15 protein-coding genes are annotated in these 23,353 nt (G+C 60.4%); 10 read left to right on the top strand and 5 right to left on the bottom strand.

Annotated elements, in window-relative coordinates:
- Positions 1 to 211: 211 nt before the first annotated feature.
- Entirely contained in the window at positions 212 to 1,696 is a 1,485-nt protein-coding gene (putP, locus tag RS887_RS12005; RefSeq protein WP_322615555.1) for a sodium/proline symporter PutP, read from the top strand.
- Positions 1,697 to 1,874: 178 nt separating this feature from the next.
- Positions 1,875 to 2,714 (top strand): 23S rRNA (adenine(2030)-N(6))-methyltransferase RlmJ, encoded by an 840-nt coding sequence (locus RS887_RS12010; protein WP_322615556.1) that lies wholly within the window; start codon positions 1,875 to 1,877, stop codon positions 2,712 to 2,714.
- 115 nt (positions 2,715 to 2,829) lie between these two features.
- Here RS887_RS12010 and msrA read toward each other — a convergent pair whose 3' ends face one another.
- The 5 genes from msrA to aceE all read right to left on the bottom strand — a co-directional run bounded on the left by msrA (position 2,830) and on the right by aceE (position 12,753).
- Positions 2,830 to 3,480 (bottom strand): peptide-methionine (S)-S-oxide reductase MsrA, encoded by a 651-nt coding sequence (msrA, locus tag RS887_RS12015; protein ID WP_322615557.1) that lies wholly within the window; start codon positions 3,478 to 3,480, stop codon positions 2,830 to 2,832.
- 63 nt (positions 3,481 to 3,543) lie between these two features.
- On the bottom strand, positions 3,544 to 6,237 hold the full coding sequence (locus RS887_RS12020; protein ID WP_322615558.1) for a putative bifunctional diguanylate cyclase/phosphodiesterase: 2,694 nt from the start codon (positions 6,235 to 6,237) through the stop codon (positions 3,544 to 3,546).
- Between the two features lie 231 nt (positions 6,238 to 6,468).
- Positions 6,469 to 7,845 carry an alkaline phosphatase D family protein gene (locus RS887_RS12025; protein ID WP_322615559.1) on the bottom strand — a complete coding sequence of 459 codons (1,377 nt, stop codon included), beginning with the start codon at positions 7,843 to 7,845 and terminating at the stop codon, positions 6,469 to 6,471.
- 298 nt (positions 7,846 to 8,143) lie between these two features.
- Positions 8,144 to 10,096: a dihydrolipoyllysine-residue acetyltransferase gene (gene aceF, locus RS887_RS12030; RefSeq protein WP_322615560.1), complete on the bottom strand. Its 1,953-nt coding sequence runs from the start codon at positions 10,094 to 10,096 to the stop codon at positions 8,144 to 8,146.
- An 11-nt stretch (positions 10,097 to 10,107) separates the two neighbouring features.
- Positions 10,108 to 12,753, bottom strand: coding sequence for a pyruvate dehydrogenase (acetyl-transferring), homodimeric type (aceE, locus tag RS887_RS12035; protein WP_111284180.1), 2,646 nt, complete (start codon positions 12,751 to 12,753; stop codon positions 10,108 to 10,110).
- A gap of 383 nt (positions 12,754 to 13,136) precedes the next feature.
- On the opposite strand from aceE, the gene glnE reads away from it, so the two are divergent.
- The 8 genes from glnE (at position 13,137) to RS887_RS12075 (ending at position 23,346) form a co-directional block, all read left to right on the top strand.
- A complete protein-coding gene (gene glnE / locus RS887_RS12040; RefSeq protein ID WP_322615561.1) occupies positions 13,137 to 16,076 on the top strand; it encodes a bifunctional [glutamate--ammonia ligase]-adenylyl-L-tyrosine phosphorylase/[glutamate--ammonia-ligase] adenylyltransferase in 2,940 nt (979 codons plus the stop codon).
- Between the two features lie 310 nt (positions 16,077 to 16,386).
- Entirely contained in the window at positions 16,387 to 17,421 is a 1,035-nt protein-coding gene (gene waaF, locus RS887_RS12045; protein WP_322615562.1) for a lipopolysaccharide heptosyltransferase II, read from the top strand.
- Position 17,422: 1 nt separating this feature from the next.
- Positions 17,423 to 18,484 carry a lipopolysaccharide heptosyltransferase I gene (waaC, locus tag RS887_RS12050; RefSeq protein ID WP_322615563.1) on the top strand — a complete coding sequence of 354 codons (1,062 nt, stop codon included), beginning with the start codon at positions 17,423 to 17,425 and terminating at the stop codon, positions 18,482 to 18,484.
- Entirely contained in the window at positions 18,484 to 19,605 is a 1,122-nt protein-coding gene (locus RS887_RS12055) for a glycosyltransferase family 4 protein (RefSeq protein WP_322615564.1), read from the top strand. The genes waaC and RS887_RS12055 overlap by 1 nt, the downstream gene beginning before the upstream one ends.
- A complete protein-coding gene (gene rfaP, locus RS887_RS12060; protein ID WP_322615565.1) occupies positions 19,606 to 20,412 on the top strand; it encodes a lipopolysaccharide core heptose(I) kinase RfaP in 807 nt (268 codons plus the stop codon).
- On the top strand, positions 20,412 to 21,146 hold the full coding sequence (locus tag RS887_RS12065; RefSeq protein WP_322615566.1) for a lipopolysaccharide kinase InaA family protein: 735 nt from the start codon (positions 20,412 to 20,414) through the stop codon (positions 21,144 to 21,146). Before rfaP ends, RS887_RS12065 begins: the two co-directional genes overlap by 1 nt.
- Positions 21,143 to 21,895 (top strand): lipopolysaccharide kinase InaA family protein, encoded by a 753-nt coding sequence (locus RS887_RS12070; protein ID WP_322615567.1) that lies wholly within the window; start codon positions 21,143 to 21,145, stop codon positions 21,893 to 21,895. Before RS887_RS12065 ends, RS887_RS12070 begins: the two co-directional genes overlap by 4 nt.
- Complete coding sequence (locus tag RS887_RS12075) at positions 21,895 to 23,346, top strand: lipopolysaccharide kinase InaA family protein (protein ID WP_322615568.1); 1,452 nt, start codon at positions 21,895 to 21,897, stop codon at positions 23,344 to 23,346. Before RS887_RS12070 ends, RS887_RS12075 begins: the two co-directional genes overlap by 1 nt.
- Positions 23,347 to 23,353: the final 7 nt, after the last annotated feature.

Here is a 23,353-nt window from a genome sequence, read left to right on the forward strand (position 1 = left end):
CTCAAGAAACTGGTTGCACCTTATTTGCTTTGTTGAATAGCATTCGCGCCCCAAGGTGCAACCAGGACAAAATCCGGGTGCTCCGGCTGATGGCTTTCCTGGGGAAACATCAGTCATAAATGCGCGGGATCCCGACCGTCTTTCAAACGTATGCGTTTGCGAGCGGTTCACCAGCCGCCGCTACATAAAAACAAAGCCAGGGCGTAACTTAATGAGCGTAAGCAATCCAACCCTGATCACGTTCGTGATCTACATCGCAGCAATGGTGCTGATCGGCTTGATGGCCTATCGCTCCACCAACAACCTTTCCGACTACATTCTGGGCGGCCGTAGCCTGGGCAGCGTCGTGACCGCACTTTCCGCCGGTGCCTCTGACATGAGTGGCTGGTTGTTGATGGGTTTGCCCGGCGCGATCTACATGTCCGGTCTTTCCGAAAGCTGGATCGCCATTGGCCTGATCGTCGGCGCCTACCTGAACTGGCTGTTCGTCGCCGGCCGTCTGCGCGTGCAGACCGAGCACAACGGTGATGCCCTGACCCTGCCGGACTACTTCGCCAGCCGTTTCGAAGACAAAAGCGGCCTGCTGCGGATCATCTCCGCCGTGGTGATCCTGGTGTTCTTCACCATCTACTGCGCCTCCGGCATCGTGGCCGGTGCCCGTCTGTTCGAAAGCACCTTCGGCATGCCCTACGAGACGGCGCTGTGGGCCGGTGCTGCGGCGACGATTGCCTACACCTTCGTCGGCGGTTTCCTGGCCGTGAGCTGGACCGACACAGTACAAGCCACCCTGATGATCTTCGCCCTGATCCTGACGCCGATCATCGTGCTGCTGGCCACCGGTGGCGTCGATACCACTTTCCTGGCAATCGAAGCGCAAGATCCAGGCAACTTCGACATGCTCAAGGGCACAACCTTCATCGGCATCATCTCGCTGATGGGCTGGGGCCTGGGCTACTTCGGTCAACCGCACATCCTGGCGCGCTTCATGGCGGCGGATTCGGTCAAATCGATTGCCAATGCCCGTCGCATCTCCATGACCTGGATGATCCTGTGCCTGGGCGGCACCGTCGCTGTGGGTTTCTTCGGTATCGCTTACTTCTCGGCCAACCCGGCCGTGGCCATGCCGGTTTCCGAGAACCACGAACGTGTGTTCATCGAACTGGCGAAAATCCTGTTTAACCCCTGGATTGCCGGTGTGCTGCTGTCGGCCATCCTGGCGGCGGTGATGAGTACCCTGAGCTGCCAGTTGCTGGTGTGCTCGAGCGCGCTGACCGAAGACTTTTACAAGACCTTCCTGCGTAAATCCGCTTCGCAGCTGGAGTTGGTCTGGGTCGGTCGCGCCATGGTGCTGCTGGTTGCCCTGGTTGCTATCGCGTTGGCCGCCAACCCGGAAAACCGCGTGCTGGGTCTGGTGAGCTACGCCTGGGCCGGTTTCGGTGCCGCATTTGGTCCGGTGGTGCTGATCTCCGTGATCTGGAAAGACATGACCCGCAACGGTGCACTGGCCGGCATCCTGGTCGGCGCGATCACCGTGATCGTGTGGAAACACTTCGAACTGCTGGGCCTGTACGAAATCATCCCTGGTTTCATCTTCGCCAGCCTGGCGATCTACCTCGTCAGCAAAATGGGCACGCCGACTGCCGGTATGTTCCAGCGTTTTGCTGCCGCCGAGAGTGATTATCGTCTGAACAAGTAACCGGGAGCAGTGCATGCGCTGACCCGATGGCTTGAGTGAAAATGGCCCGCGTCCTTCTGGATGCGGGCCATTTTTTTGCATTTTCACTGCAGTGTTTTCCTCGGTCCACCCACTCAGCCGCCAACCCCTGACTTGCCGGCCGGTAAAGGTAAACTTCCCGGCCTTCGCAGGAGCAACCATGAATTATCGTCACGCCTTCCATGCCGGCAATCACGCCGATGTGTTCAAACACCTGACCTTGACCCGCCTCATCGCCCTGATGTCGCGCAAGGAGCAGCCGTTTGCCTATCTCGACACCCACGCCGGTATTGGTCTGTATGACCTGCAGGGCGATCAGGCGAGCCGCACCGGCGAGTACCTGGAAGGCATCGCGCGTTTGTGGGATCAGCCGGATCTGCCGATCCTGACCGCCGATTACATGCAGGTGCTGCACGAGATGAACCCGGATGGCCAGTTGCGCTATTACCCGGGGTCGCCGGAACTGGCGCGGCGCCTGACCCGTCCGCAAGACCGAGTGTTGCTCAATGAGAAGCACCCGGAAGACGGGCTGTTGCTCAAGGACAACATGGCCGGTGATCGTCGAGTGAAGGTTCACCTGGGCGAGGGCTGGCATGTGTCGCGGGCCTTGCTGCCGGTGCCGGAGAAGCGTGCGGTGATGTTGATCGATCCGCCGTTCGAGAAGCTGGACGAGATGCAGCGTTGTGCCGCGGCGTTGAAGGAAGCGATTGGCCGGATGCGCCAGACCGTGGCGGCGATCTGGTACCCGGTGAAGGATCAACGCGCTCTGCGGCGTTTCTATCAGGACCTGGCAGGCACCGGGGCGCCGAAGTTGTTGCGGGTGGAGTTGCTGGTGCATCCATTGGATACGCCGAACAGCCTCAACGGTTCCGGCCTGGCGATTGCCAATCCGCCGTGGGGGCTGGAGGAAGAGTTGCGTGAGCTGCTGCCGTGGTTGTCCGAGAAGCTTGGACAGACCCAGGGTGGATGGCGGATGGATTGGTTGATTGCTGAAAGTTGATCAGTTGTTTCGGTGGCGTCTGATCTGACGTCTTCGCGGGCAAGCCCGCTCCCACAGGGTTTGCGTATGACCTTGTGGGAGCGGGCTTGCCCGCGGTGCTTTTCAGGACTGCAAATCAGATCGGGCAGGTCACGCCTGTGCCGCCAATTCCACAATAGCCTTCCGGATTCTTGGCCAGGTATTGCTGGTGATATGCCTCGGCAAAATAGACGGTCGGGGCCTGTTCGATTTCGGTGCTGATTTCACCGATGCCGGCCTTGGACAGTTCAGCTTGGTACGCTGCTTTGCTCTTGAGCGCGGCTTCCAGTTGTTCAGGCGAAGTGGCGTAGATCACCGAACGGTACTGGGTGCCGATGTCGTTGCCCTGGCGCATACCCTGAGTCGGATTGTGCAGTTCCCAGAACATCGCCAGCAGCGCCTGGTAGCTGACTTTCGCCTTGTCGTACACCACCAGCACCACTTCGGCATGGCCGGTCAGGCCCGAGCAGACTTCTTCGTAGGTCGGGTTCGGCGTGAAGCCGCCAGCGTAACCCACCACCGTGCTGACCACGCCTTCGCGTTGCCAGAAGCGGCGTTCTGCACCCCAGAAACAGCCCAGGCCGAAAATCGCGAACTCGACGTCTTCGAAGAACGGGCCCAGCAGTGGGGTGTCTTTGAAGACAAAGTGCTTCTCGGGCAGGTTCATCGGAGTTTCGCGGCCAGGCAGAGCTTGTTCTTTAGTAGGGAGCACGTTTTTGTTCACCAGAATTTCCGAGCGCAGAACCATGATCAGTCCTCTCAGTCAGGATAATTAGACAGACAAGCAGTTTGCCCGAGAGTTGGATCGCTGTCAGGCGATTGGGCCACGCGGGTAGCGCTTGAGCTTTTCGATCAACTCGTTGCCCGGGATCGGACGGTCGAACAGGTAGCCCTGGCCGACGTCGCAGCGGTGACGGCGCAGGAACGACAACTGCTCGGCAGTTTCGATGCCTTCAGCCACGACCTTGAGTTTCAGGTTGTGGGCCATGGCGATCACCGCGGAGGTGATTTCCATGTCGTCCTGGTTGTCCGGGATTTCGTGGATGAAGCTTCGATCGATCTTAATGATGTCGATGGGGAATTTTTTCAAGTAACTGAGCGACGAGTAACCGGTGCCGAAGTCGTCCATGGCCAGGGTCAGGCCCAGGCGTTTGAGCTGGTCGAGCTGCAAGTGGGTGTCTTCGGTGGCTTCCAGCAGCAGGCCTTCGGTCAGCTCCAGTTCCAGCAAATGAGCGGGCAGGGCTTCTTCCTTGAGAATGCTGGCGATGGAGGCCACCAGGTCCGGATCGGAGAACTGCTTGGGCGACAGGTTGATCGCCACTTGCAGGTTGCCCAGGCCAGCGGCGGTCAGCGCCTTGCTCATGCGGCAGGCCTGGCGGGCGATCCATTTGCCGATCGGAATGATCAACCCGGTTTCTTCGGCGACGCTGATGAACTGATCCGGGCGGATCATGCCCTTTTCCGGATGATCCCAGCGCAGCAGTGCTTCCATCCCCAGCAGGCGCCCGCTGCGCAGGCACAGCTTGGGCTGGTAGAACACGTCGAGTTCGTTCTGGGTCAGGGCGCGGCGCAGGTTGTTTTCGACGAACAGTTTGTAGCTGGCCTCGGCGTTCAGCGCTTCGGTGAACACTTGCACCTGGTGTTTGCCATTGGCCTTGGCCTTGTGCAGCGCCAGCCCGGCGTTGCGCATCAGGGTTTGCGGGTCGCGCCCGTGTAGCGGCGCGCAGGCCAGGCCCACGGAGCCAGTGACGCTGATCAACTGGTTGTCGACGAACATCGGTTTGTCGAGGGTTGCGAGCAACTGGTTGGCCACTTGCTGGCCCACCGTGAGGTCGCTGTTGTCCAGCAACACGGCGAATTCGTTACTGGCGAATCGTGCCAGGCTACCGCTCGGGATCAAGCTGTTGCGCAGACGCCGAGCCAGGCTGATCAGCAGCTTGTCGCCGGTCTGGTGGCCGAGGCTGTCGTTGATCCGCTTGAAGTTGTCGATGTCCACCAGCAACAGGCTGATCGGTGCGTCGCTGTCCCGGGCGAAGCGTTCGTCGAGGTTGCGGATGAACGCCGGGCGGTTGCCGAGATTGGTCAGGTTGTCCGTGTAGGCCAGGCGCTCGATGCGTTGCTGAGCAAGCTTGGTCTGGGTGATGTCTTCGTAAATACCGATGTAGTGGGTCAGCTCGCGGTTGTCGCCATAAACCTTGGAGATCGACAACTGGCCCCAGTAGGGTTCGAGGTTTTTCCGCCGGCTCTTGAATTCGCCTTGCCAACTGTTGCTCTTGGCCAGCGCCGAAGGCGCGTCGAACAGCAGTTCGCTGAGGTTCTCCAGGGCCGGCAGTTCCGACAGGCGCTGCCCGTGCACTTCTTCGGTGGAGTACTGGGTGATTGCGGTGAAGCTCGGGTTGACGTACTCCACCACGCCATCGCAGTTGACCAGCAAAAAGGCGTTGGCACTTTGTTCGACCGCACGCTGAAACAGGTGCAGGGCGCTGGTGGCGGTGCGTCGGTTGTGGTTGCTGATGACCTGGGCAAACTGGTCCGCCAGTTCGCCGGCGAAGGCTATTTCGTCCGACTGCCAGGCACGGGTTGCACCGGTTTGCTCCAGGCACAAAACGCCGACTACCTGGCCATCGACGCGGATACTGGCGTCGAGCATCGCGTTGACGTCGCGCGGGCGCAGGCTTTCGGCCATCTCCCGGGTGCGTGGGTCGCGCATGGCGTTATGGGCGTCGATGGCGCGACCGGTGTGCAAGGCGTCGAGGTAATCGGGGAAAACGCTGACGTTGATCGGCTGCGGCAGCAGGTATTCCTGCTTCGTGCGGTGATAGGCCGAGATCGGTACCAGCATCGAGCCTTCGAGGTGCCACAGGCTGGCGCAGTCGATTTGGTAAATGTCGCAGGCGCTGCGGGTGATCAGCTCGGCGGCTTCGCGCAAGGAGTCGTTGCTGCTGTAGCGTTGACGGGTGAGCAGCAGGATCAGGTCCTGCTGGGCGCGCACCCGGTCCAGATGCAGCAGTTGCTCCTGCTGGGCACGCTGATTGAGTTCCAGGGCGATTTGCAGGCGCGAGTTCTGGGTTTCCAGATCCAGGGCCGGTTGCAGCGGGTCATCCTCGAACAGGCCGTCAATGACCAACAGATAACCGCGCAACAGGTGGCGATTGTGTTGTTTGTAGGCTTCGCCCAGTTCCAGCAGATTCAGGGAGCCTGAGGCGGTGTGCAGGGTGTAGCGGATCAGGTAATGGGTGCTTTCAGTCAGCTGTTGCTGGACCGCGTCGTGCAGTTGATAGCGCGCTTCCGGCTCCATCAGGCTGGCGTAGGGCGAGCCCACCAGCGCGCACAGCTCCACGGCTGGCAGGCCGAACTGGCGTTCGCAATTGGGATCGAGAAACAGCAGCGCCCAGCTGGGTTCATTAAGCCGTTCGAAACGCAGCATGCCGAGCCGCGAGGGCACAGGCAACTGCGTCACTACCTCGGCCACCATACGGCTGGCGGCATCGGGTTGGCTTTTCATATGGAGGGAAACTCGCTTCGAATATGCTGAACGCGCCGGGCTCTCGCCCTCTTTACTGTTGCCTGCGGCAAGGTTGCATCATTGCGACACCGACTGACAAGAGAGATGAAGGCCAAGTGCTATAAGAATATCTCGGCAGCGAAGTGAAATTCTGAAGTGTCGGGGGTGAAACCGGTCGCCATGGGGGCTGGAAAGTGTTGAATACGCCCCACATGGCGAGTCATGCCGCCATCAGACCAGTGGGATGGTGACCGGCTGAAGATTTTGTCCGGTGTTATCGAAGAAACCTACGGTGATCCGGTTGCCCTCAACGGTGATGCGCGCGAAGTTGTCTGTGCCGATGACCTTGTTGCTGGTCAGAGCAAGATTGTAGCTGCCAGTGCCGACGGTGGTCAGCGGCTTGTCCAGGATGAAGTCGGCCGTTTTGGCATAAGGCAGCAGGGTGGTGTTGCACAGTGGCGAAGACACGATGGTATGCACAACAAAGTCTTTGTCCTCGGAGTGGGTCAATCGACTGGTCATCGAGCCGTGCACGTCACCGGAAACGAAAACAACGTTTTTGATCTTGTTCAAGCGAATGAATTCCAGGAGCCTGTTCCGCTGCTCGGGGAAGGACTTCCAGGCATCGCCGCCGTCGTTTTTCAGGTCCGGGTAAAACATGACTGACGTAACGATGAATTTGACTTTAGCGTTGCTGGTCAACAACCAGTCGGTCAGGGCTTTCTCTTGGGTGTGGTCCATCAGTCGTCGATCATTAGATGACAGATTGCGTTGGGTGCGAGTGTCAGTCACGAACCACTCAAGGTTACCGTTAGTAAACTGATACCAATAGTGCTCAAGTTTGCGATTGATAGTGTTGTCAGGGGCCAGTGTATAAGCCGGACTGTGGCTGCATTGATAAAGCTGATAAGCCTTCATGGCGTTGTTGTACAGTTCATCATCGTTTGGGGCACGCTTGGCGGGCCAGTTATCTTCGATTTCATGGTCATCAAGAATCATGTAAGTGGGGGTGTTACTCATTATGTTCTTGATATGAGGTTGTGAAAAAGCCGCGCGGTATTTCCGCAGAAAATCTGAAAGTTTGCGGTCTGGAAAGGCAAAGTTAAGATCGTCGGCATAAATCTGATCGCCGACCATCACCAGGCCGTCGGTACGAAGGTTTTGATCAGCCATTACCTTGAAGACCCGATCCCCTCGTTGCGGATCCACAGCTCCATTCGCGGTCAGGTTGAGGTAGCGGCATGAGCCGATTATGTAGCTGCGCTTGATGTCGGATTTCGCCGAGACGGTCCAGAAAGTGTGTTCTTGCTCGGGCCATTCAAAAGCGATGTCTTGCGGTCTGGTTGAGCTGGCGGGGATGCACCAGCCGGCCTGGTAAGTATATTTCATGCTCGGTTGCAGATTGGTCAATACAACAACACCGGTCGTATCGTCGTTTGTCGGAAGTTCAGAGAAGTGTGGGGTAGACCATTTAAGTTCTCCCGTTCGCCGGTAACGAATAACCGCCAGCGCTGTGGTGTTGCCAGTTGCACCGGCCAGCATAATGCGAGCTTCGTTATGTGTGGTATGGCCAAGAATAGGGCCGACAATCGGCGTGTTAAGTTTCATGTTCGAATCCGTTCGATAAGTTATTAGTTGTGTTGCGCAACTAAGCTCACTTTAAGTAGCTGCGTAGCTAGTTGCCTGTCAGGTGATGGTGCTTTCTTATGTAGTCTTTGTGGGCGCTGGTTGTCGTACTTCTGCGCTGCTAAAGTTATGACGTGCTTTTATTTGCTGTAAAAAACTATTGCATTGATAAATACAGGGCAAAAAAAAGCCCCGCCAAATTGGCGGGGTTGAGGTACGAGCGTGGCGCTCGGAAACGTGGAACGCGATCGGCCCTCCGGTGAAGGAAGGCCGGTCGGTGTTACAGGAGCATGGTGCGGATGTCGCCCAGCAGATCGCTCAGGCGCTTGGTGAAACGTGCAGCAGCGGCGCCGTTGATCACACGGTGATCGTAGGACAGCGACAGTGGCAGCATCAGTTTCGGCTGGAAGGCTTTGCCGTCCCAGACTGGCTGGATGGTTGCCTTGGAGACACCGAGGATCGCCACTTCCGGCGCGTTGACGATCGGCGTGAAGCCGGTGCCGCCAATGTGGCCGAGGCTGGAAATGGTGAAGCAGGCGCCTTGCATCTCGTCCGACGAAAGCTTCTTGGTCCGGGCTTTTTCAGCCAGGGAAGCCGCTTCGGCCGCCAGTTGCAGCAGGCTCTTCTGGTCGACGTTCTTGATGACCGGTACCAGCAGGCCATCCGGGGTGTCGACGGCGAAGCCGATGTTCACGTATTTCTTGCGGATGATCGCTTTGCCGCTTGGTGCCAGCGAGCTGTTGAAGTCCGGCAGTTCCTTGAGCAGGTGCGCGCAGGACTTGAGCAGCAACGGCAGGACGGTCAGCTTGACGCCGGCCTTCTCTGCAACGGCTTTCTGGGCAACACGGAACGCTTCGAGTTCGGTGATATCCGCCGAGTCGAATTGCGTCACGTGCGGCACGTTCAGCCAGCTGCGGTGCAGGTTGGCAGCGCCGACCTGCATCAGGCGGGTCATCGGTACTTCTTCGATTTCACCGAAGCGGCTGAAGTCCACGACCGGAATCGGCGGGATGCCCGCGCCACCGGTTGCGCCAGCCGCAGCGGCTGGCGCTTCCTTGGCCTTCTGCATCATGGCCTTGACGTAGACCTGCACGTCTTCTTTCAGGATGCGACCGTGCGGACCGCTGGCGCCGACGGCGCTCAGCTCGACGCCGAATTCGCGGGCCAGTTGACGCACGGCAGGGCCGGCGTGAACCTTGGCGCCCGGCTTGGCGGGAGCAGCAACCGGGGCAGCAGCAGGAGCAGCGGCAACCGGAGCAGCAGCGGCTGGAGCCGGAGCGCTCGGAGCAGCAGCGGCAGGTGCCGGTGCAGCGGCCGGAGCGGCGCCTTTGACTTTCAGCTTGAGGATCAGGTCGCCGGTACCGACTTCGTCATCGAGCTTGATGGAAACGCTTTCCACCACGCCAGCGGCTGGCGACGGGATTTCCATGCTCGCCTTGTCGGATTCCAGGGTGATCAGCGACTGGTCGGCGACAACGGTGTCGCCGGCCTTGACCAGGACTTCGATGATCTTGGCCTTGCCCGCCGAACCGATGTCCGGAACGTGGATGTCCTGAACGCTGTCGGCTACCGGTGCAGTCGGGGCGGCAGCGGCAGGTGCTGGAGCAGCGGCGGCAGGTGCAGCAGCCTGGGCAGGAGCGGCAGCAGCCGGTGTAGCAGCACCCGCCACTTCCAGGTCCAGGATCAGGTCGCCGGTGCCGACTTCGTCGTTGAGCTTGACGCTGATGGCCTTGACCACGCCAGCGGCTGGCGACGGGATTTCCATGCTGGCCTTGTCGGATTCCAGGGTGATCAGCGATTGATCAGCCGCGACGGTGTCGCCGACCTTGACCTGGATCTCGATGATCTGGGCCTTGCCTGACGAACCGATGTCCGGCACGTGTACTTGCTGAACCGAAGCGGCAGCAGGTGCAGCGGCTGGAGCGGCCGGTGCTGGAGCAGCAGCCGGTGCAGCTTCGGCTTTCGCGGCAGGAGTAGCTGCAGGGGCCGCAGCAGCGGCACCTTCAACTTCCAGCTCGAGCAGTTCGTCGCCTTCTTTCAGGCGATCGCCCAGCTTCACTTTCAGACTCTTGATGATGCCGGCCTTTGGCGCAGGCACTTCCATGCTTGCCTTGTCCGACTCAAGGGTCAGGATGCTCTGGTCGGCTTCGATACGGTCGCCGACCTTCACAAACAGTTCAATTACTTCACCTTCACCGCTGCCGATGTCAGGTACGCGAATGAGTTCGCTCACAGAATCTCTCCTCAGCAGTCCAGTGGGTTGCGTTTTTCCGGGTTGATACCGAACTTGACGATGGCCTCGGCCACCACTTTAGGTTCGATGTCACCACGGTCAGCCAGTGCTTCCAGGGCTGCCAACACCACGAAATGACGGTCGACTTCGAAGAAATGACGCAGTTTCTTGCGGCTGTCGCTGCGACCGAAACCGTCGGTGCCCAGGACTTTGAATTCCTTGGATGGTACCCACTGACGGATCTGCTCGGCGAACAGTTTCATGTAGTCGGTGGAGGCGATGACCGGGCCTTTACGGCCGTTCAGGCACTCCTCGACGTAGCTCAGCTTGGGCTTCTGGCCCGGGTGCAGACGGTTGGTGCGCTCAACGGCCAGGCCGTCGCGACGCAGTTCGTTGAAGCTGGTAACGCTCCACACGTCGGCGCCGACGTTGAACTCTTCACGCAGGATCTTCGCAGCTTCACGGACTTCACGCAGGATGGTGCCGGAGCCCATCAGCTGAACGTGGTGCGCCGCTTCGCGGGTGTCTTCTTCGAGCAGGTACATGCCTTTCTTGATGCCTTCTTCGGCACCGGCCGGCATGGCTGGCTGCTGGTACGACTCGTTCATCACGGTGATGTAGTAGAAGACGTCCTGTTGCTCTTCGGTCATCTTCTTCATGCCGTCCTGAATGATCACCGCCAGCTCGTAGCCGTAGGTTGGATCGTAGGTGCGGCAGTTCGGGATGGTGGCAGCCAGCAGGTGGCTGTGACCGTCTTCGTGTTGCAGGCCTTCACCGTTAAGGGTGGTACGGCCGGCGGTGCCGCCGATCAGGAAACCACGTGTGCGGCTGTCGCCAGCGGCCCAGGCCAGGTCGCCGATACGCTGGAAGCCGAACATCGAGTAGAAGATGTAGAACGGCAGCATCGGCTGGTTGTGGCTGGAGTACGAAGTGCCGGCAGCGATGAAGGAGCTCATGGCGCCCGCTTCGTTGATGCCTTCTTCGAGGATCTGGCCCTTCTGGTCTTCCTTGTAGAACATCACCTGGTCTTTATCGACTGGCTCGTAGAGCTGGCCGACGGACGAGTAGATGCCCAACTGACGGAACATGCCTTCCATACCGAAGGTACGGGCTTCGTCCGGGATGATCGGTACGATGCGCGGGCCGATTTCCTTGTCCTTGACCAGTTGCGCGAGGATCCGCACGAAGGCCATGGTGGTGGAAATTTCACGGTCGCCCGAGCCGTCCAGGATCGCCTTTAGGGTGTCCAGTGGAGGGGTCGGGATGTTGAAGCTTTGAGCGCGACGCTGTGGTACGAAACCGCCCAGCGCATTGCGACGCTCGGCCAGGTAACGGGCTTCGGCGCTGCCTTCTTCCGGTTTGAAGAACGGCAGGTTCTCCAGCTCTTCGTCCTTGACCGGGATGTCGAAACGATCGCGGAACAACTTCAGGCTGTCGACGTCGACTTTCTTGGTGTTGTGCGCAGTGTTTTTCGCTTCGCCGGCACCGGTGCCATAACCCTTGATGGTCTTGGCCAGGATGACGGTCGGTTGTTCTTTGTGGTTGACCGCTTCGTGGTACGCCGCGTAGACCTTGTACGGGTCGTGGCCGCCACGGTTGAGTTTCCAGATCTCGTCGTCGGACAGATCGGCAACCATCGCCTTGAGTTCCGGCGTGTTGAAGAAGTGTTCACGCACGAACGCGCCGTCTTTGGCTTTGTAGTTCTGGTACTCGCCGTCGATGACTTCGTCCATGCGGCGTTGCAGGATGCCGTCGACGTCCTTGGCCAACAGTGGGTCCCAGAAACGGCCCCAGATGACTTTGGTCACGTTCCACTGAGCGCCGCGGAACACGCCTTCGAGCTCCTGGATGATCTTGCCGTTGCCGCGAACCGGGCCGTCGAGGCGCTGCAGGTTGCAGTTGATGACGAAGATCAGGTTGTCGAGCTTCTCGCGGCCGGCCAGGGAGATGGCGCCCAGGGATTCCGGCTCGTCGCACTCGCCATCGCCCAGGAAGCACCAGACTTTCTGTTTGCCTGGCTGGATGAAGCCACGGTGTTCCAGGTACTTCATGAAGCGTGCCTGGTAGATCGCCTGGATCGGGCCCAGACCCATGGATACGGTCGGGAACTGCCAGAAGTCAGGCATCAGCCAAGGGTGCGGGTAGGACGACAGGCCCTGACCGTCGACTTCCTGGCGGAAGTTGTTCATCTGGTCTTCGGTGATGCGGCCTTCCATGAATGCGCGGGCGTAAACGCCTGGCGAGGTGTGGCCCTGGAAGTAGATCAGGTCGCCGCCGTGTTCGTCGGTCGGGGCCTGGAAGAAGTAGTTGAAGCCGATGTCATACAGGGTCGCACTGGAAGCGAAGCTGGAGATGTGACCGCCGAGGTCAGAATCTTTCAGGTTCGTACGCATTACCATGGCCATCGCGTTCCAGCGTACCAATGAGCGAATGCGGCGTTCCATGAACAGGTCGCCAGGCATGCGTGCTTCGTGGGTAACGGGGATCGTGTTGCGATAAGGCGTGGTGATGGCGTAAGGCAACTGCGAACCGCTGCGGGTCGCGAGTTCACCCATACGGGTCATCAGATAGTGAGCACGGTCTTCGCCTTCTTTGTCGAGAACCGATTCCAGGGCGTCCAGCCATTCCTGGGTTTCGACGGGATCGAGGTCTTGCATGGCTTGCTCCAGGGCGGAAAGGCTACCAGAATCGGTTGCCTGAGTTAGCGACTGGCCTTGTGGGCAGACGTTATGAATTCTTGGATTGCCGACAGGTTGTTCCGGCGGCGTGTAGTTTTACTACAAATCTTCCGGCATTTCAGCCCGGCTAATGTATATACGAGTAGTAAAACTACAGATGAGCGGCTTGTGGCCCCCGGCTGCGTTGTGAGAATAATCGTTAAGGTTGGTCTTTTTCCAACTACAAAAGGTAAAAGCTTGATGCTGGCTGCCAAAATAAAAGAAATTTCAGCTATTTCTAACTTTTGTTCGACACTCCCTCAGGTAGTGGGTTTTCGAAAACCACTACATGCAGTCCGTTGTACGCCGATCAAGGATAGACCATGAGCCTCCCTTCGTTTGCCGAACTGCCCGCCATTCTCCAGCCGTTTGTCACCCGCGCCGAGCAGTCGTTCCGGGCTGCCGTCGCCGCTTTGGACGGTGACCACGGGCTGTCTGCCTGGACGCCAGAACGCTGGGCGCAATTTGCCCGCGTCACCGCGGCCAGCGACTTCGTGATTGAACAGTCTGTTCGTGACCCTTTGATGTTGCTGGAGCTGGCGCAGTCCGGCGAACTGGACCGCAGCTTCGCTCCCGGTGAGTTGTGCGCGCAGATTGCCGCCGCCGTGAGCGTGGCCGAGACCGACGATCAGCTTGGCCGCGCCTTGCGCCGTCAGCGTGCGCGCCATCAGGTGCGGATCATCTGGCGCGACCTGACCCGCCAGGCCGATTTGATCCAGACCTGCCGTGACCTCTCGGACATGGCCGATGCCAGCATCGATCAGGCCTATCAGTGGTTGTACATACGGCATTGCCAGCAGTTCGGCGTGCCGACCGGGCGGCGCAGCGGCGAGCCGCAGCAGATGGTCATTCTCGGCATGGGCAAGCTCGGCGCGGTGGAGCTGAACCTGTCGTCGGACATCGATCTGATTTTCGCCTACCCCGAGGGCGGCGAAACCGTCGGTGTGAAACGCCCGCTGGATAACCAGGAGTTCTTCATTCGTCTGGGCCAGCGGCTGATCAAGGCCCTGGACCCGATGACCGTCGACGGTTTTGTGTTTCGCGTCGACATGCGCTTGCGCCCCTACGGTTCGGCGGGTGCGCTGGTGCTGAGCTTCAATGCGCTGGAGCAGTATTACCAGGACCAGGGGCGCGACTGGGAACGCTACGCCATGATCAAATCGCGGGTGGTGGCCGGCGACCAGGTGGCCGGCGCGCAACTGCAAGAGATGCTGCGGCCATTCGTCTACCGGCGTTACCTGGACTTTTCGGCCATCGAAGCGCTGCGCACCATGAAGCAACTGATCCAGCAGGAAGTGCGGCGCAAGGGCATGGCCGACAACATCAAGCTGGGTTCCGGCGGTATTCGTGAAGTCGAGTTCATTGCCCAGGCGTTCCAGCTGATTCACGGCGGCCGCGATTTGAGCCTGCAGCAGCGCCCGCTGTTAAAGGTGCTCAGCACACTGGAAGGTCAGGGTTACCTGCCGCCGGCCGTGATCAGCGAGCTGCGTGAAGGTTACGAATTCCTGCGTTACACCGAACACGCGATTCAGGCGATTGCCGATCGCCAGACGCAAATGTTGCCCGATGGCGAGCAGGATCAGGCGCGTATTGCCTTTATGCTGGGTTTCGCCAACTGGACGGCTTACCACGAACAACTGATGTATTGGCGCGGCCGCGTGGCCTGGCACTTCGGACAGGTGATCGCCGATCCCGACGAAGAGCAGGGCGCCGAAAGCGAAGTGGTGGTCGGCGGTGAGTGGTTGCCGCTGTGGGAGGAGGCTCAGGACGATGAGGCTGCTTGCCGCCAACTGGAACAAGGTGGTTTCAAGGATGCCCCTAAGGCCTTGAAAGCCCTGGCCGGCTTGCGCAGCAGCCCGCAATTGAGGGCGATGCAGCGTCTGGGGCGCGAACGTCTCGATGCTTTTATTCCGCGTTTGCTGGCTCAGGCCGTGGAACATGACAATCCGGACCTGGTGCTGGAGCGAGTGCTGCCGTTGGTTGAAGCCGTGGCCCGTCGTTCCGCGTACCTGGTGCTGCTGACCGAAAACCCAGGCGCGTTGCGGCGGTTGCTGACGCTGTGCGCGGCGAGCCCGTGGATCGCCGAGCAAATCACCCGTTTCCCGTTGCTGCTCGACGAATTGCTCAACGAAGGCCGGCTGTTCAAGCCGCCGCTGGCGCCAGAGCTGGCGGCCGAGTTGCGCGAGCGACTGACACGGATTCCCGAGGACGACCTCGAACAGCAGATGGAAGCCCTGCGCCACTTCAAGCTGGCACACCGCTTGCGGGTGGCCGCTTCGGAAATCGCCGGCAGCCTGCCGCTGATGAAGGTCAGCGATTACCTGACCTGGCTCGCCGAAGCGATCCTGGAGCAAGTGCTGGCACTGGCCTGGCGCCAGACCGTGGCCAAGTACGGCACGCCGCTGCGCACCGATGGCACCTTGTGCGATCCCGGCTTCATCATTGTCGGTTATGGGAAAGTTGGCGGCCTGGAACTCGGGCATGGTTCGGACCTGGATCTGGTGTTCATCCACGACGGTGATCCGCAGGCTGAAACCGATGGGCCGAAACCCATTGATGGCGCGCAATTTTTCACCCGTCTGGGGCAACGGATCATTCACTTGCTGACGGCGCAGACCAACTCCGGGCAGTTGTATGAAGTGGACATGCGTCTGCGGCCGTCCGGTGCGTCTGGGTTGCTGGTGAGTTCCCTGGGAGCGTTTGCCCGTTATCAGGAAAACGAAGCCTGGACCTGGGAACACCAGGCGCTGGTGCGGGCGCGAGTGCTGGTGGGCAGTCAGGATGTCGGTCAGGCATTCGAGAAAGTCCGTGCCGCGATTTTGGGCAAGCCACGTGATTTGCCGACCCTGCGCCAGGAGGTCAGCGAGATGCGCGCCAAGATGCGTGACAACCTCGGCAGCAAGAGCACGGCGGCCGGCACCGGGGCAAATGCCTTCGAAGCCACGGCGCCGTTCGATATCAAGCAGGACGCCGGAGGTATCGTCGATATTGAATTTATGGTGCAATACGCGGCCCTGGCGTGGTCCGAAACACACCCGCCATTGCTGCGCTGGACGGATAATATCCGCATTCTGGAAGAGCTGGAGCATGAAGGGCTGATGCCCGCCGAAGATGCCGGCCTGTTGCGTGAAGTGTATAAAGCATACCGTTCCGCTGCCCACCGGCAGGCTCTGCAGAAGAACCCGGGGGTGATACCGGCTGACCAGTTCTCGGACGAACGGCGGCAGGTCATGCGGATCTGGCGCGAGCTGGGTCTACGCTGAAACGCGCCAGTCGCAGCGACAAGATTCAAATAATGTGGGAGCGGGCTTGCTCGCGAAGGCGGAGTGTCAGTCGATAGGGATGCTGGACGTGACGGCCCCTTCGCGAGCAAGCCCGCTCCCACAGTGGATCTGCAGTGTCAGGCAGATCGAGGTACACCAATACCCAATGTGGGAGCGGGCTTGCTCGCGATAGAGGAGTGACAGTCGACAGCAATGTTGAAGGTGATGACCCCATCGCGTGCAGTGTGCTCCCACAGTGATTTTCGAGGCGGGGAGGCGTAGGCCTCCCCGGTTCGTTTATGGAAACCACATGAAAATTCTGATCGTTGGGCCCAGTTGGGTCGGTGACATGGTGATGGCGCAGACACTTTTCCAGTGTCTGAAACAACGCCACCCGCAATGCGAAATCGACGTGCTGGCCCCCGAGTGGAGCCGGCCGATTCTTGAGCGCATGCCCGAAGTTCGCCAGGCCTTGAGCTTTCCGCTCGGTCACGGTGTGCTGGAGCTGGCGACGCGCCGGCGCATCGGCAAATCCATGGCCGGCCAGTACAACCAGGCGATCCTGTTGCCCAATTCCCTGAAGTCGGCGCTGGTGCCGTTCTTTGCCGGCATCCCGAAACGCACGGGCTGGCGTGGTGAGTTCCGCTATGGCCTGCTCAATGACGTGCGCACGCTGGATAAAGATCGTTATCCGCTGATGATCGAGCGCTTCATGGCCCTGGCTTATGAGTCGGGCGTCGAGTTGCCAAAACCTTATCCGCGTCCGACGTTGCAGATCGACCCGGTCACCCGCGAAGCGGCTCTGGCCAAGTTCGGCCTGGTCCTCGACCGTCCGGTGTTGGCCCTGTGCCCTGGTGCCGAGTTTGGCGAGTCCAAGCGCTGGCCGTCCGAGCATTACGCCAAGGTTGCCGAAGCGAAGATCCGCGAAGGCTGGCAAGTCTGGCTGTTCGGTTCGAAAAACGATCACGCCGTGGGCGAAGACATCCGCGCGCGGCTGATTCCCGGTCTACGAGAAGAATCGGTCAACCTCAGTGGTGGCACCTCGCTGGCTGAAGCCATCGACCTGCTGTCCTGTGCCGATGCGGTGGTGTCCAACGACTCCGGCCTGATGCACGTCGCCGCTGCGCTGAACCGCCCGCTGGTGGCGGTCTACGGTTCGACGTCGCCGGGCTTCACGCCGCCGCTGGCCGAGCATGTCGAGATCGTGCGCCTGGGCATTGAATGCAGCCCATGCTTCGACCGCACCTGCCGGTTCGGCCATTACAACTGCTTGCGCCAGCTCATGCCGCAAGCGGTGAACGAAGCCTTGCAGCGTTTGCAGGGCACTGTGGTCGAGGTCAAATAGCTTGCGGGTTCTGTTGATCAAGACTTCTTCGCTGGGCGACGTCATTCACGCGTTACCGGCGTTGACTGACGCGGCGCGGGCGATTCCCGGCATCAAATTCGACTGGGTGGTGGAAGAAGGCTTTGCCGAGATCCCGACCTGGCATCCGGCGGTGGACAAGGTGATTCCGGTGGCGATCCGTCGCTGGCGCAAAAACATCTGGCAGACCATCAAGAGCGGTGAGTGGAAGCGCTTCAAGCAAAGCGTTCGCGCCACCCGATATGACCTGGTGATCGACGCCCAGGGTTTGCTGAAAAGCGCCTGGCTGACCCGTTACGTCAAGGCGCCGGTGGCCGGCCTCGATAAAAGCTCGGCGCGCGAGCCCATTGCTGCGCGCTTTTATGATCGACGCCTGGCCGTTGCCCGCGGGCAGCACGCGGTGGAGCGAGTGCGCCAGTTGTTCGCCATCGCGTTGGGCTATGACTTGCCCAAAGGCCTGGGCGACTACGGACTGAATATCGAGCGCCTGGTGGAATTGCCGCGCAAGAATCCTTACGTGGTGTTTCTGCATGGCACCACCTGGGACACTAAACACTGGCCCGAAGCCTATTGGCGCGAGCTGACCGAACGGGTCGGCTACCTTGGCGTCGGGGTGAAGTTGCCCTGGGGCAATGCGCAGGAGAAAGCCCGGGCCGAGCGTATCGCTGCGGGTTTCAAGCACGCCGAGGTGCTGCCAAAACTGAATCTGGCAGGGGTCGGCAAGGTGCTGGCCGGCGCGCAAGCCTGCGTGGCGGTGGACACCGGTCTCGGCCATCTGGCCGCCGCGCTGGATGTGCCGACGCTGTCGCTGTTCGGCCCGACCAATCCAGGGCTGACCGGCGCCTATGGCAAGGTGCAGATTCACATGGCCAGCGACTTCCCTTGTGCGCCGTGCCTGCAAAAGAAATGCACCTATCAACCGACGGCCGACGATGTCCGTCAATTTGACCTGAAACGCGAGTGGCCGTTGTGCTTCACGCGTCTGAACCCCGAGCGTGTCGCCAGCCGACTGAGCACGTTGTTAATGGCTGAGGAGCTGCGCTGATGCAATTGGCATTTGTCTTGTACAAGTATTTTCCGTTTGGCGGCTTGCAGCGCGATTTCATGCGCATCGCCCTGGAGTGCCAGAAGCGCGGTCACCAGATTCGCGTCTACACGCTGATCTGGGAAGGCGACGTGCCGCCGGGTTTCGAAGTGCTGGTGGCGCCGGTCAAGGCGTTCTTCAACCATCGACGCAACGAAAAACTCAGCGAATGGATGGAGGCGGACCTGGCCCGGCGCCCGGTCGACCGCCTGATCGGCTTCAACAAGATGCCGGGCCTGGACGTCTACTACGCCGCCGACGGTTGCTTCGAAGACAAGGCACAGAACCTGCGCAATTCGCTGTATCGCCGTTGGGGCCGCTATCGCCACTTCGCCGAATACGAGCGGGCGGTGTTCGCCAGGGACGCCAGGACCGAAGTGTTGATGATTTCCGAGGTCCAGCAGCCGCTGTTCATCAAGCATTACGACACGCCGCTGGAACGTTTCCACCTGCTGCCACCGGGTATCGCCCAGGACCGCCGCCGGCCGGCCGATGCCGATGAAATTCGTGCAGGGTTCCGCGCGGAATTCAGTCTCAAGGACGACGAACTGCTGCTGGTGCAGATCGGCTCCGGGTTCAAGACCAAAGGTGTGGATCGCAGCCTCAAGGCGCTGGCGGCATTGCCTGCCGAGTTGAGGAAGCGTACCCGGCTGTTTGTAATTGGCCAGGATGACCCCAAGTTATTCCAGATGCAGAGTGCGACATTGGGGCTGGGGGACAACGTCACGTTCCTCAAGGGGCGCAGCGATATCCCGCGTTTCCTGTTGGGGGCCGATCTGTTGATCCACCCGGCGTACAACGAAAATACCGGCACCGTGCTGCTCGAAGCGCTGGTGGCCGGCTTGCCGGTGCTGGTGAGCGCGGTGTGCGGTTACGCCCATTACATCGCCGAGGCCGATGCCGGCCTGGTGCTGGACGAACCGTTCGATCAGGCACAGCTGACGCAGTACCTGGCCGGCATGTTGAACGACGCTCAAGCAAGGGCGGCTTGGAGCCGCAATGGTCTGGCCTACGCCGAGACGGCCGACCTCTACAGCATGCCGCAGCGCGCGGCCGATGTGATTCTGGCGGAGCACGCTTAAATGAAGTTGATGCTGGCTGAACCGTTCAAGAGCCTCTGGGCCGGACGCGACCCGTTCGCCGAAGTCGAGGGGCTCAAGGGCGAGGTGTACCGCGAGCTGGAAGCACGCCGGACGTTACGCACGGAAGTCGACGGCAACGGGTTTTTCGTGAAAATCCATCGTGGCATCGGCTGGGGCGAAATCTTCAAGAACCTGCTTACGGCCAAGCTTCCCGTACTGGGTGCCGGTCAGGAGTGGCAGGCCATTCAGCGCCTGCAGGAAGCCGGCGTGCCGACCATGACCGCTGTCGCATATGGCGAGAAGGGCCGCAACCCGGCCGACCAGCACTCGTTCATCGTCACTGAAGAGCTGGCGCCCACGATCAGCCTCGAAGATTTCAGCATTAACTGGATCAGGCAGCCGCCCGAGCCAAAACTCAAGCGCGCGCTGATCGCTGAAGTTGCACGCATGACCGGCATGATGCACCGCGCCGGGGTGAACCACCGCGACTGCTACATCTGCCATTTCCTGCTGCACACCGACAAACCGGTGACCGCAGACGACTTCAAGCTCTCGGTGATCGACCTGCACCGCGCCCAGACCCGTCCGACGATCACCTCGCGCTGGCGCAACAAGGATCTGGCGGCCCTGTACTTTTCCGCGCTGGACATCGGCCTGACCCGCCGCGACAAGCTGCGTTTCCTCAAGGGCTATTTCCAGCAGCCGCTGCGTCAGATCCTGAGTGAAGAGGCCGCTTTGCTGGCATGGCTCGATGGCAAGGCCAACAAGCTGTACGAGCGTAAACAGCGATACGGGGATGCGCTCTGATGTCGGGTTGGAGACTGGAGCCGGCCTACAGTGACCTGGCCGATGACTTTGGCAGCCTCGAGGCTGTGTTTGCGCTGCAAGGCGAGCAAATCACCAGTGACCTGCTCTCGGAGGTCATCCGTGTCGAGCGCAATGGCGTCAACTATTACGTCAAGCGCTACGTGGGTGCTGGCAGAGGCTTGCGGCGTTACCTGGGCAAACCTCGGGTGAAGATGGAATGGCAGAACCTCAAGCGATTCGCCAAGTGGGGTATCCCCACTGCCGACGTGGTGGCCTGGGGGCTGGAGCGGCGCGGTGTGGCCTACGCCCGCGGCGCGATGATTACCCGGGAACTGCCGCGTACCGAAGACTTGTCGGCACTGGCCGAGCGACGCGATCCGAAACTATCGGATCGCGCGTGGGTCGATACTGTCAGTCGTCAGTTGGCCCAGCACACCCGGACCATGCACGACCACCGTTTCACCCATAACGACTTGAAGTGGCGCAACCTGCTGATCGACGATGAGGCTCGGCTGTTTTTGATCGATTGCCCCAACGGCGATTTCTGGCGCGGTTTCTGGCTCAAGTACCGCATCACCAAGGATCTGGCGTGCCTGGACAAGGTCGCCAAGTATCAACTGTCGGCGACCCAGCGGCTGCGCTTTTACCTGCAATACCGCAACCGGCCCCGGCTCAACGCGGCGGACAAAAAGCGCATCCGGCACGTGTTGAGATTTTTCGAGGGGCGCGAATGACTGATTTTCTGGCCGCTGAAGACCGTGCGCTGCTTGAGCGCCATGGCCTCGGCACGTTCGATGCACTCTGGACCAGGCAGCTCGATGCGGTGGACGAACCCAACACCGGTCGCGGCGGCTGGAGCAGTGTGTTTCGGCTGGATCTGGAAGGTCATGGTTTCTACCTCAAGCGTCAAAGCAACTACCTGACCCGTACATTGCGCGCCCCCTTCGGCGAGCCGAGTTTCGCTCGCGAGTTTCGCAACATCTCCCGCTACCGGAAGTTGGGGGTTCCAGCGCTGGAAGCGGTGTTCTACGGGGAGCGCAAGGTCAATGGCGAAGTGCGCGCGATCCTGCTGACTCGCGCCTTGGACGGTTGGGACGACCTCGAATCGCTGCTGCAGCGTTGGGATGAATTGAGCCCTGAGCAGCACTCGGAAATCCTCAAGGCCAGTGGCGAATTGGCCCGGCAACTGCACGCTGCGCGCCAGGTGCATGGGTGCTTCTATCCCAAGCATATTTTCATGCGCGCCACCGGCAACGGCTATCAGGCTCAATTGATCGATCTGGAAAAGACCCGGCCGCTGCTGTACGGGCAGCGTGACCGGATCAAGGACCTGGAACCGCTGGCGCGTCGCGCGCCCGAGTGGGGCGAGTCGCAACTGCGGCAATTACTGGCCGCCTATCTGGATCAACCGCAGGACAGTTCGCTGGTCGACAGCTGGCTGCAGCGTTTGACCGTGCGGCGCAGTCAAAAGAGGCCACGCTGATGCGTTTGTCAGAACTGAAGACCGCTGGCCGCCATCCCGTATTGCCGCTGAGCGTTTCGCTGGCCGATGCCGCCGGCCCCGCCGAGCTGCAACTGCTGAGTCTGTTGCGGGTCTTGCCGGGGCAGCGTTATGTCGGTGCCGGCGTCTGGCGTGGCCGGCCGGTGTTGGCCAAATTGCTGGTCGGCAGCAAAGCCGCACGGCATTTTCAGCGTGAGCTGGACGGCGTGCGCCTGCTCTCCGCCCAGGGGCTGACCACGCCGCAGCTGTTGGCCGATGGCCTGAAGGACGGCGAAGGTGGCTGGCTGCTGTTTGATTTCCTTGAGCATGCCGAAAGTCTGGGCGATACCTGGAAGCAGGTTGAGCAACAGCCCGTACTGTCCGATGGGCAAGGGGCGGTGCTGGCCGAGGCGTTGGGTGCAATCGGCCAGATGCATCGCAAGGGCCTGTGGCAGGAAGACCTGCACTTGGACAATTTGCTGCGTCAGGGCGGTCGCTTGTACCTGATCGATGGCGCGGGTATCTGCTGCGAGACGCCGGGTCAGCCGCTGTCACGGCAGAAGGTTCTGGAAAACCTCGGGGTGTTCTTCGCCCAGCTGCCGAAATCGATCGAGCCCTTCATTGAAGAGTTGCTGGTGTATTACCTGCTCAGCAACAGCGAACACGCCTTGCCCATGGAAGCGTTGCAGAAGCAGATCGACAAGGTCCGCAGCTGGCGCCTCAAGGACTTCCTGATCAAGGTCGGCCGCGAGTGCACGCTGTTCAGCGTCCAGCGCGGGGCCTTCGGATTGCGGGCGATTCGCCGCGAGGAAGAGTCGTCGATGGTGGCGGTGCTGGAACAGGCCGATGCCTTGCTCGATCAGGGGCATCTGTACAAGACCGGCGGGGCGGCGAGCGTCGGCAAGGTCGAGGTGGATGGCCGCGCGCTGGTGATCAAGCGCTACAACATCAAGGGTTTTGCCCATTGGCTCAAGCGCTTCTGGCGCCCGAGCCGGGCCTGGCATTCATGGCGCGAAGGCAACCGCCTGGCGTTCATCGGGATTGCCACGCCCAAGCCGCTGGCGTTGCTGGAAAAACGTTTTCTATGGTTGCGCAGCCGGGCTTACCTGATCACCGAGTATCTGCCGGGGCCGGACATCATCGAGCGTTTTGCGCCGTACGTTGAAAACGGCGATGCGCCCGAAGCTGAATTGCTGGCGCTGGATCACCTGTTTGCCGAGCTGGTTCGCGAGCGGATCAGCCACGGGGACTTCAAGGGTCACAACCTGTTCTGGCAACAGGATCGCTGGGCGCTGATCGATCTGGATGCGATGCGTCAGCATGGTTCGGTGGGCAGCTTCGCTCCGGCTTATGCCCGGGATCGGGCGCGGTTCATGCGCAACTGGCCGGAAAGCAGCGCCCTTTATCAGGTCATCGATCAGCGTCTTCCCAAGGATATCTCCAGCGCTGGCTGAATCAGGA

The organism is Pseudomonas sp. BIC9C, from assembly GCF_034541995.1.
Lineage (GTDB): Bacteria > Pseudomonadota > Gammaproteobacteria > Pseudomonadales > Pseudomonadaceae > Aquipseudomonas > Aquipseudomonas fluorescens_CC.

Excerpts from the sequence above, each read along its gene's own strand:
- waaF (WP_322615562.1), top strand. The coding sequence starts at position 16,387 with ATGAAAATTCTGATCGTTGGGCCCAGTTGGGTCGGTGACATGGTGATG.
- RS887_RS12075 (WP_322615568.1), top strand. The coding sequence starts at position 21,895 with ATGCGTTTGTCAGAACTGAAGACCGCTGGCCGCCATCCCGTATTGCCG.
- RS887_RS12010 (WP_322615556.1), top strand. The coding sequence starts at position 1,875 with ATGAATTATCGTCACGCCTTCCATGCCGGCAATCACGCCGATGTGTTC.
- rfaP (WP_322615565.1), top strand. The coding sequence starts at position 19,606 with ATGAAGTTGATGCTGGCTGAACCGTTCAAGAGCCTCTGGGCCGGACGC.
- RS887_RS12020 (WP_322615558.1), bottom strand. The coding sequence starts at position 6,237 with ATGAAAAGCCAACCCGATGCCGCCAGCCGTATGGTGGCCGAGGTAGTG.
- msrA (WP_322615557.1), bottom strand. The coding sequence starts at position 3,480 with ATGGTTCTGCGCTCGGAAATTCTGGTGAACAAAAACGTGCTCCCTACT.
- aceE (WP_111284180.1), bottom strand. The coding sequence starts at position 12,753 with ATGCAAGACCTCGATCCCGTCGAAACCCAGGAATGGCTGGACGCCCTG.
- putP (WP_322615555.1), top strand. The coding sequence starts at position 212 with ATGAGCGTAAGCAATCCAACCCTGATCACGTTCGTGATCTACATCGCA.
- RS887_RS12055 (WP_322615564.1), top strand. The coding sequence starts at position 18,484 with ATGCAATTGGCATTTGTCTTGTACAAGTATTTTCCGTTTGGCGGCTTG.
- RS887_RS12065 (WP_322615566.1), top strand. The coding sequence starts at position 20,412 with ATGTCGGGTTGGAGACTGGAGCCGGCCTACAGTGACCTGGCCGATGAC.
- RS887_RS12025 (WP_322615559.1), bottom strand. The coding sequence starts at position 7,845 with ATGAAACTTAACACGCCGATTGTCGGCCCTATTCTTGGCCATACCACA.
- glnE (WP_322615561.1), top strand. The coding sequence starts at position 13,137 with ATGAGCCTCCCTTCGTTTGCCGAACTGCCCGCCATTCTCCAGCCGTTT.
- RS887_RS12070 (WP_322615567.1), top strand. The coding sequence starts at position 21,143 with ATGACTGATTTTCTGGCCGCTGAAGACCGTGCGCTGCTTGAGCGCCAT.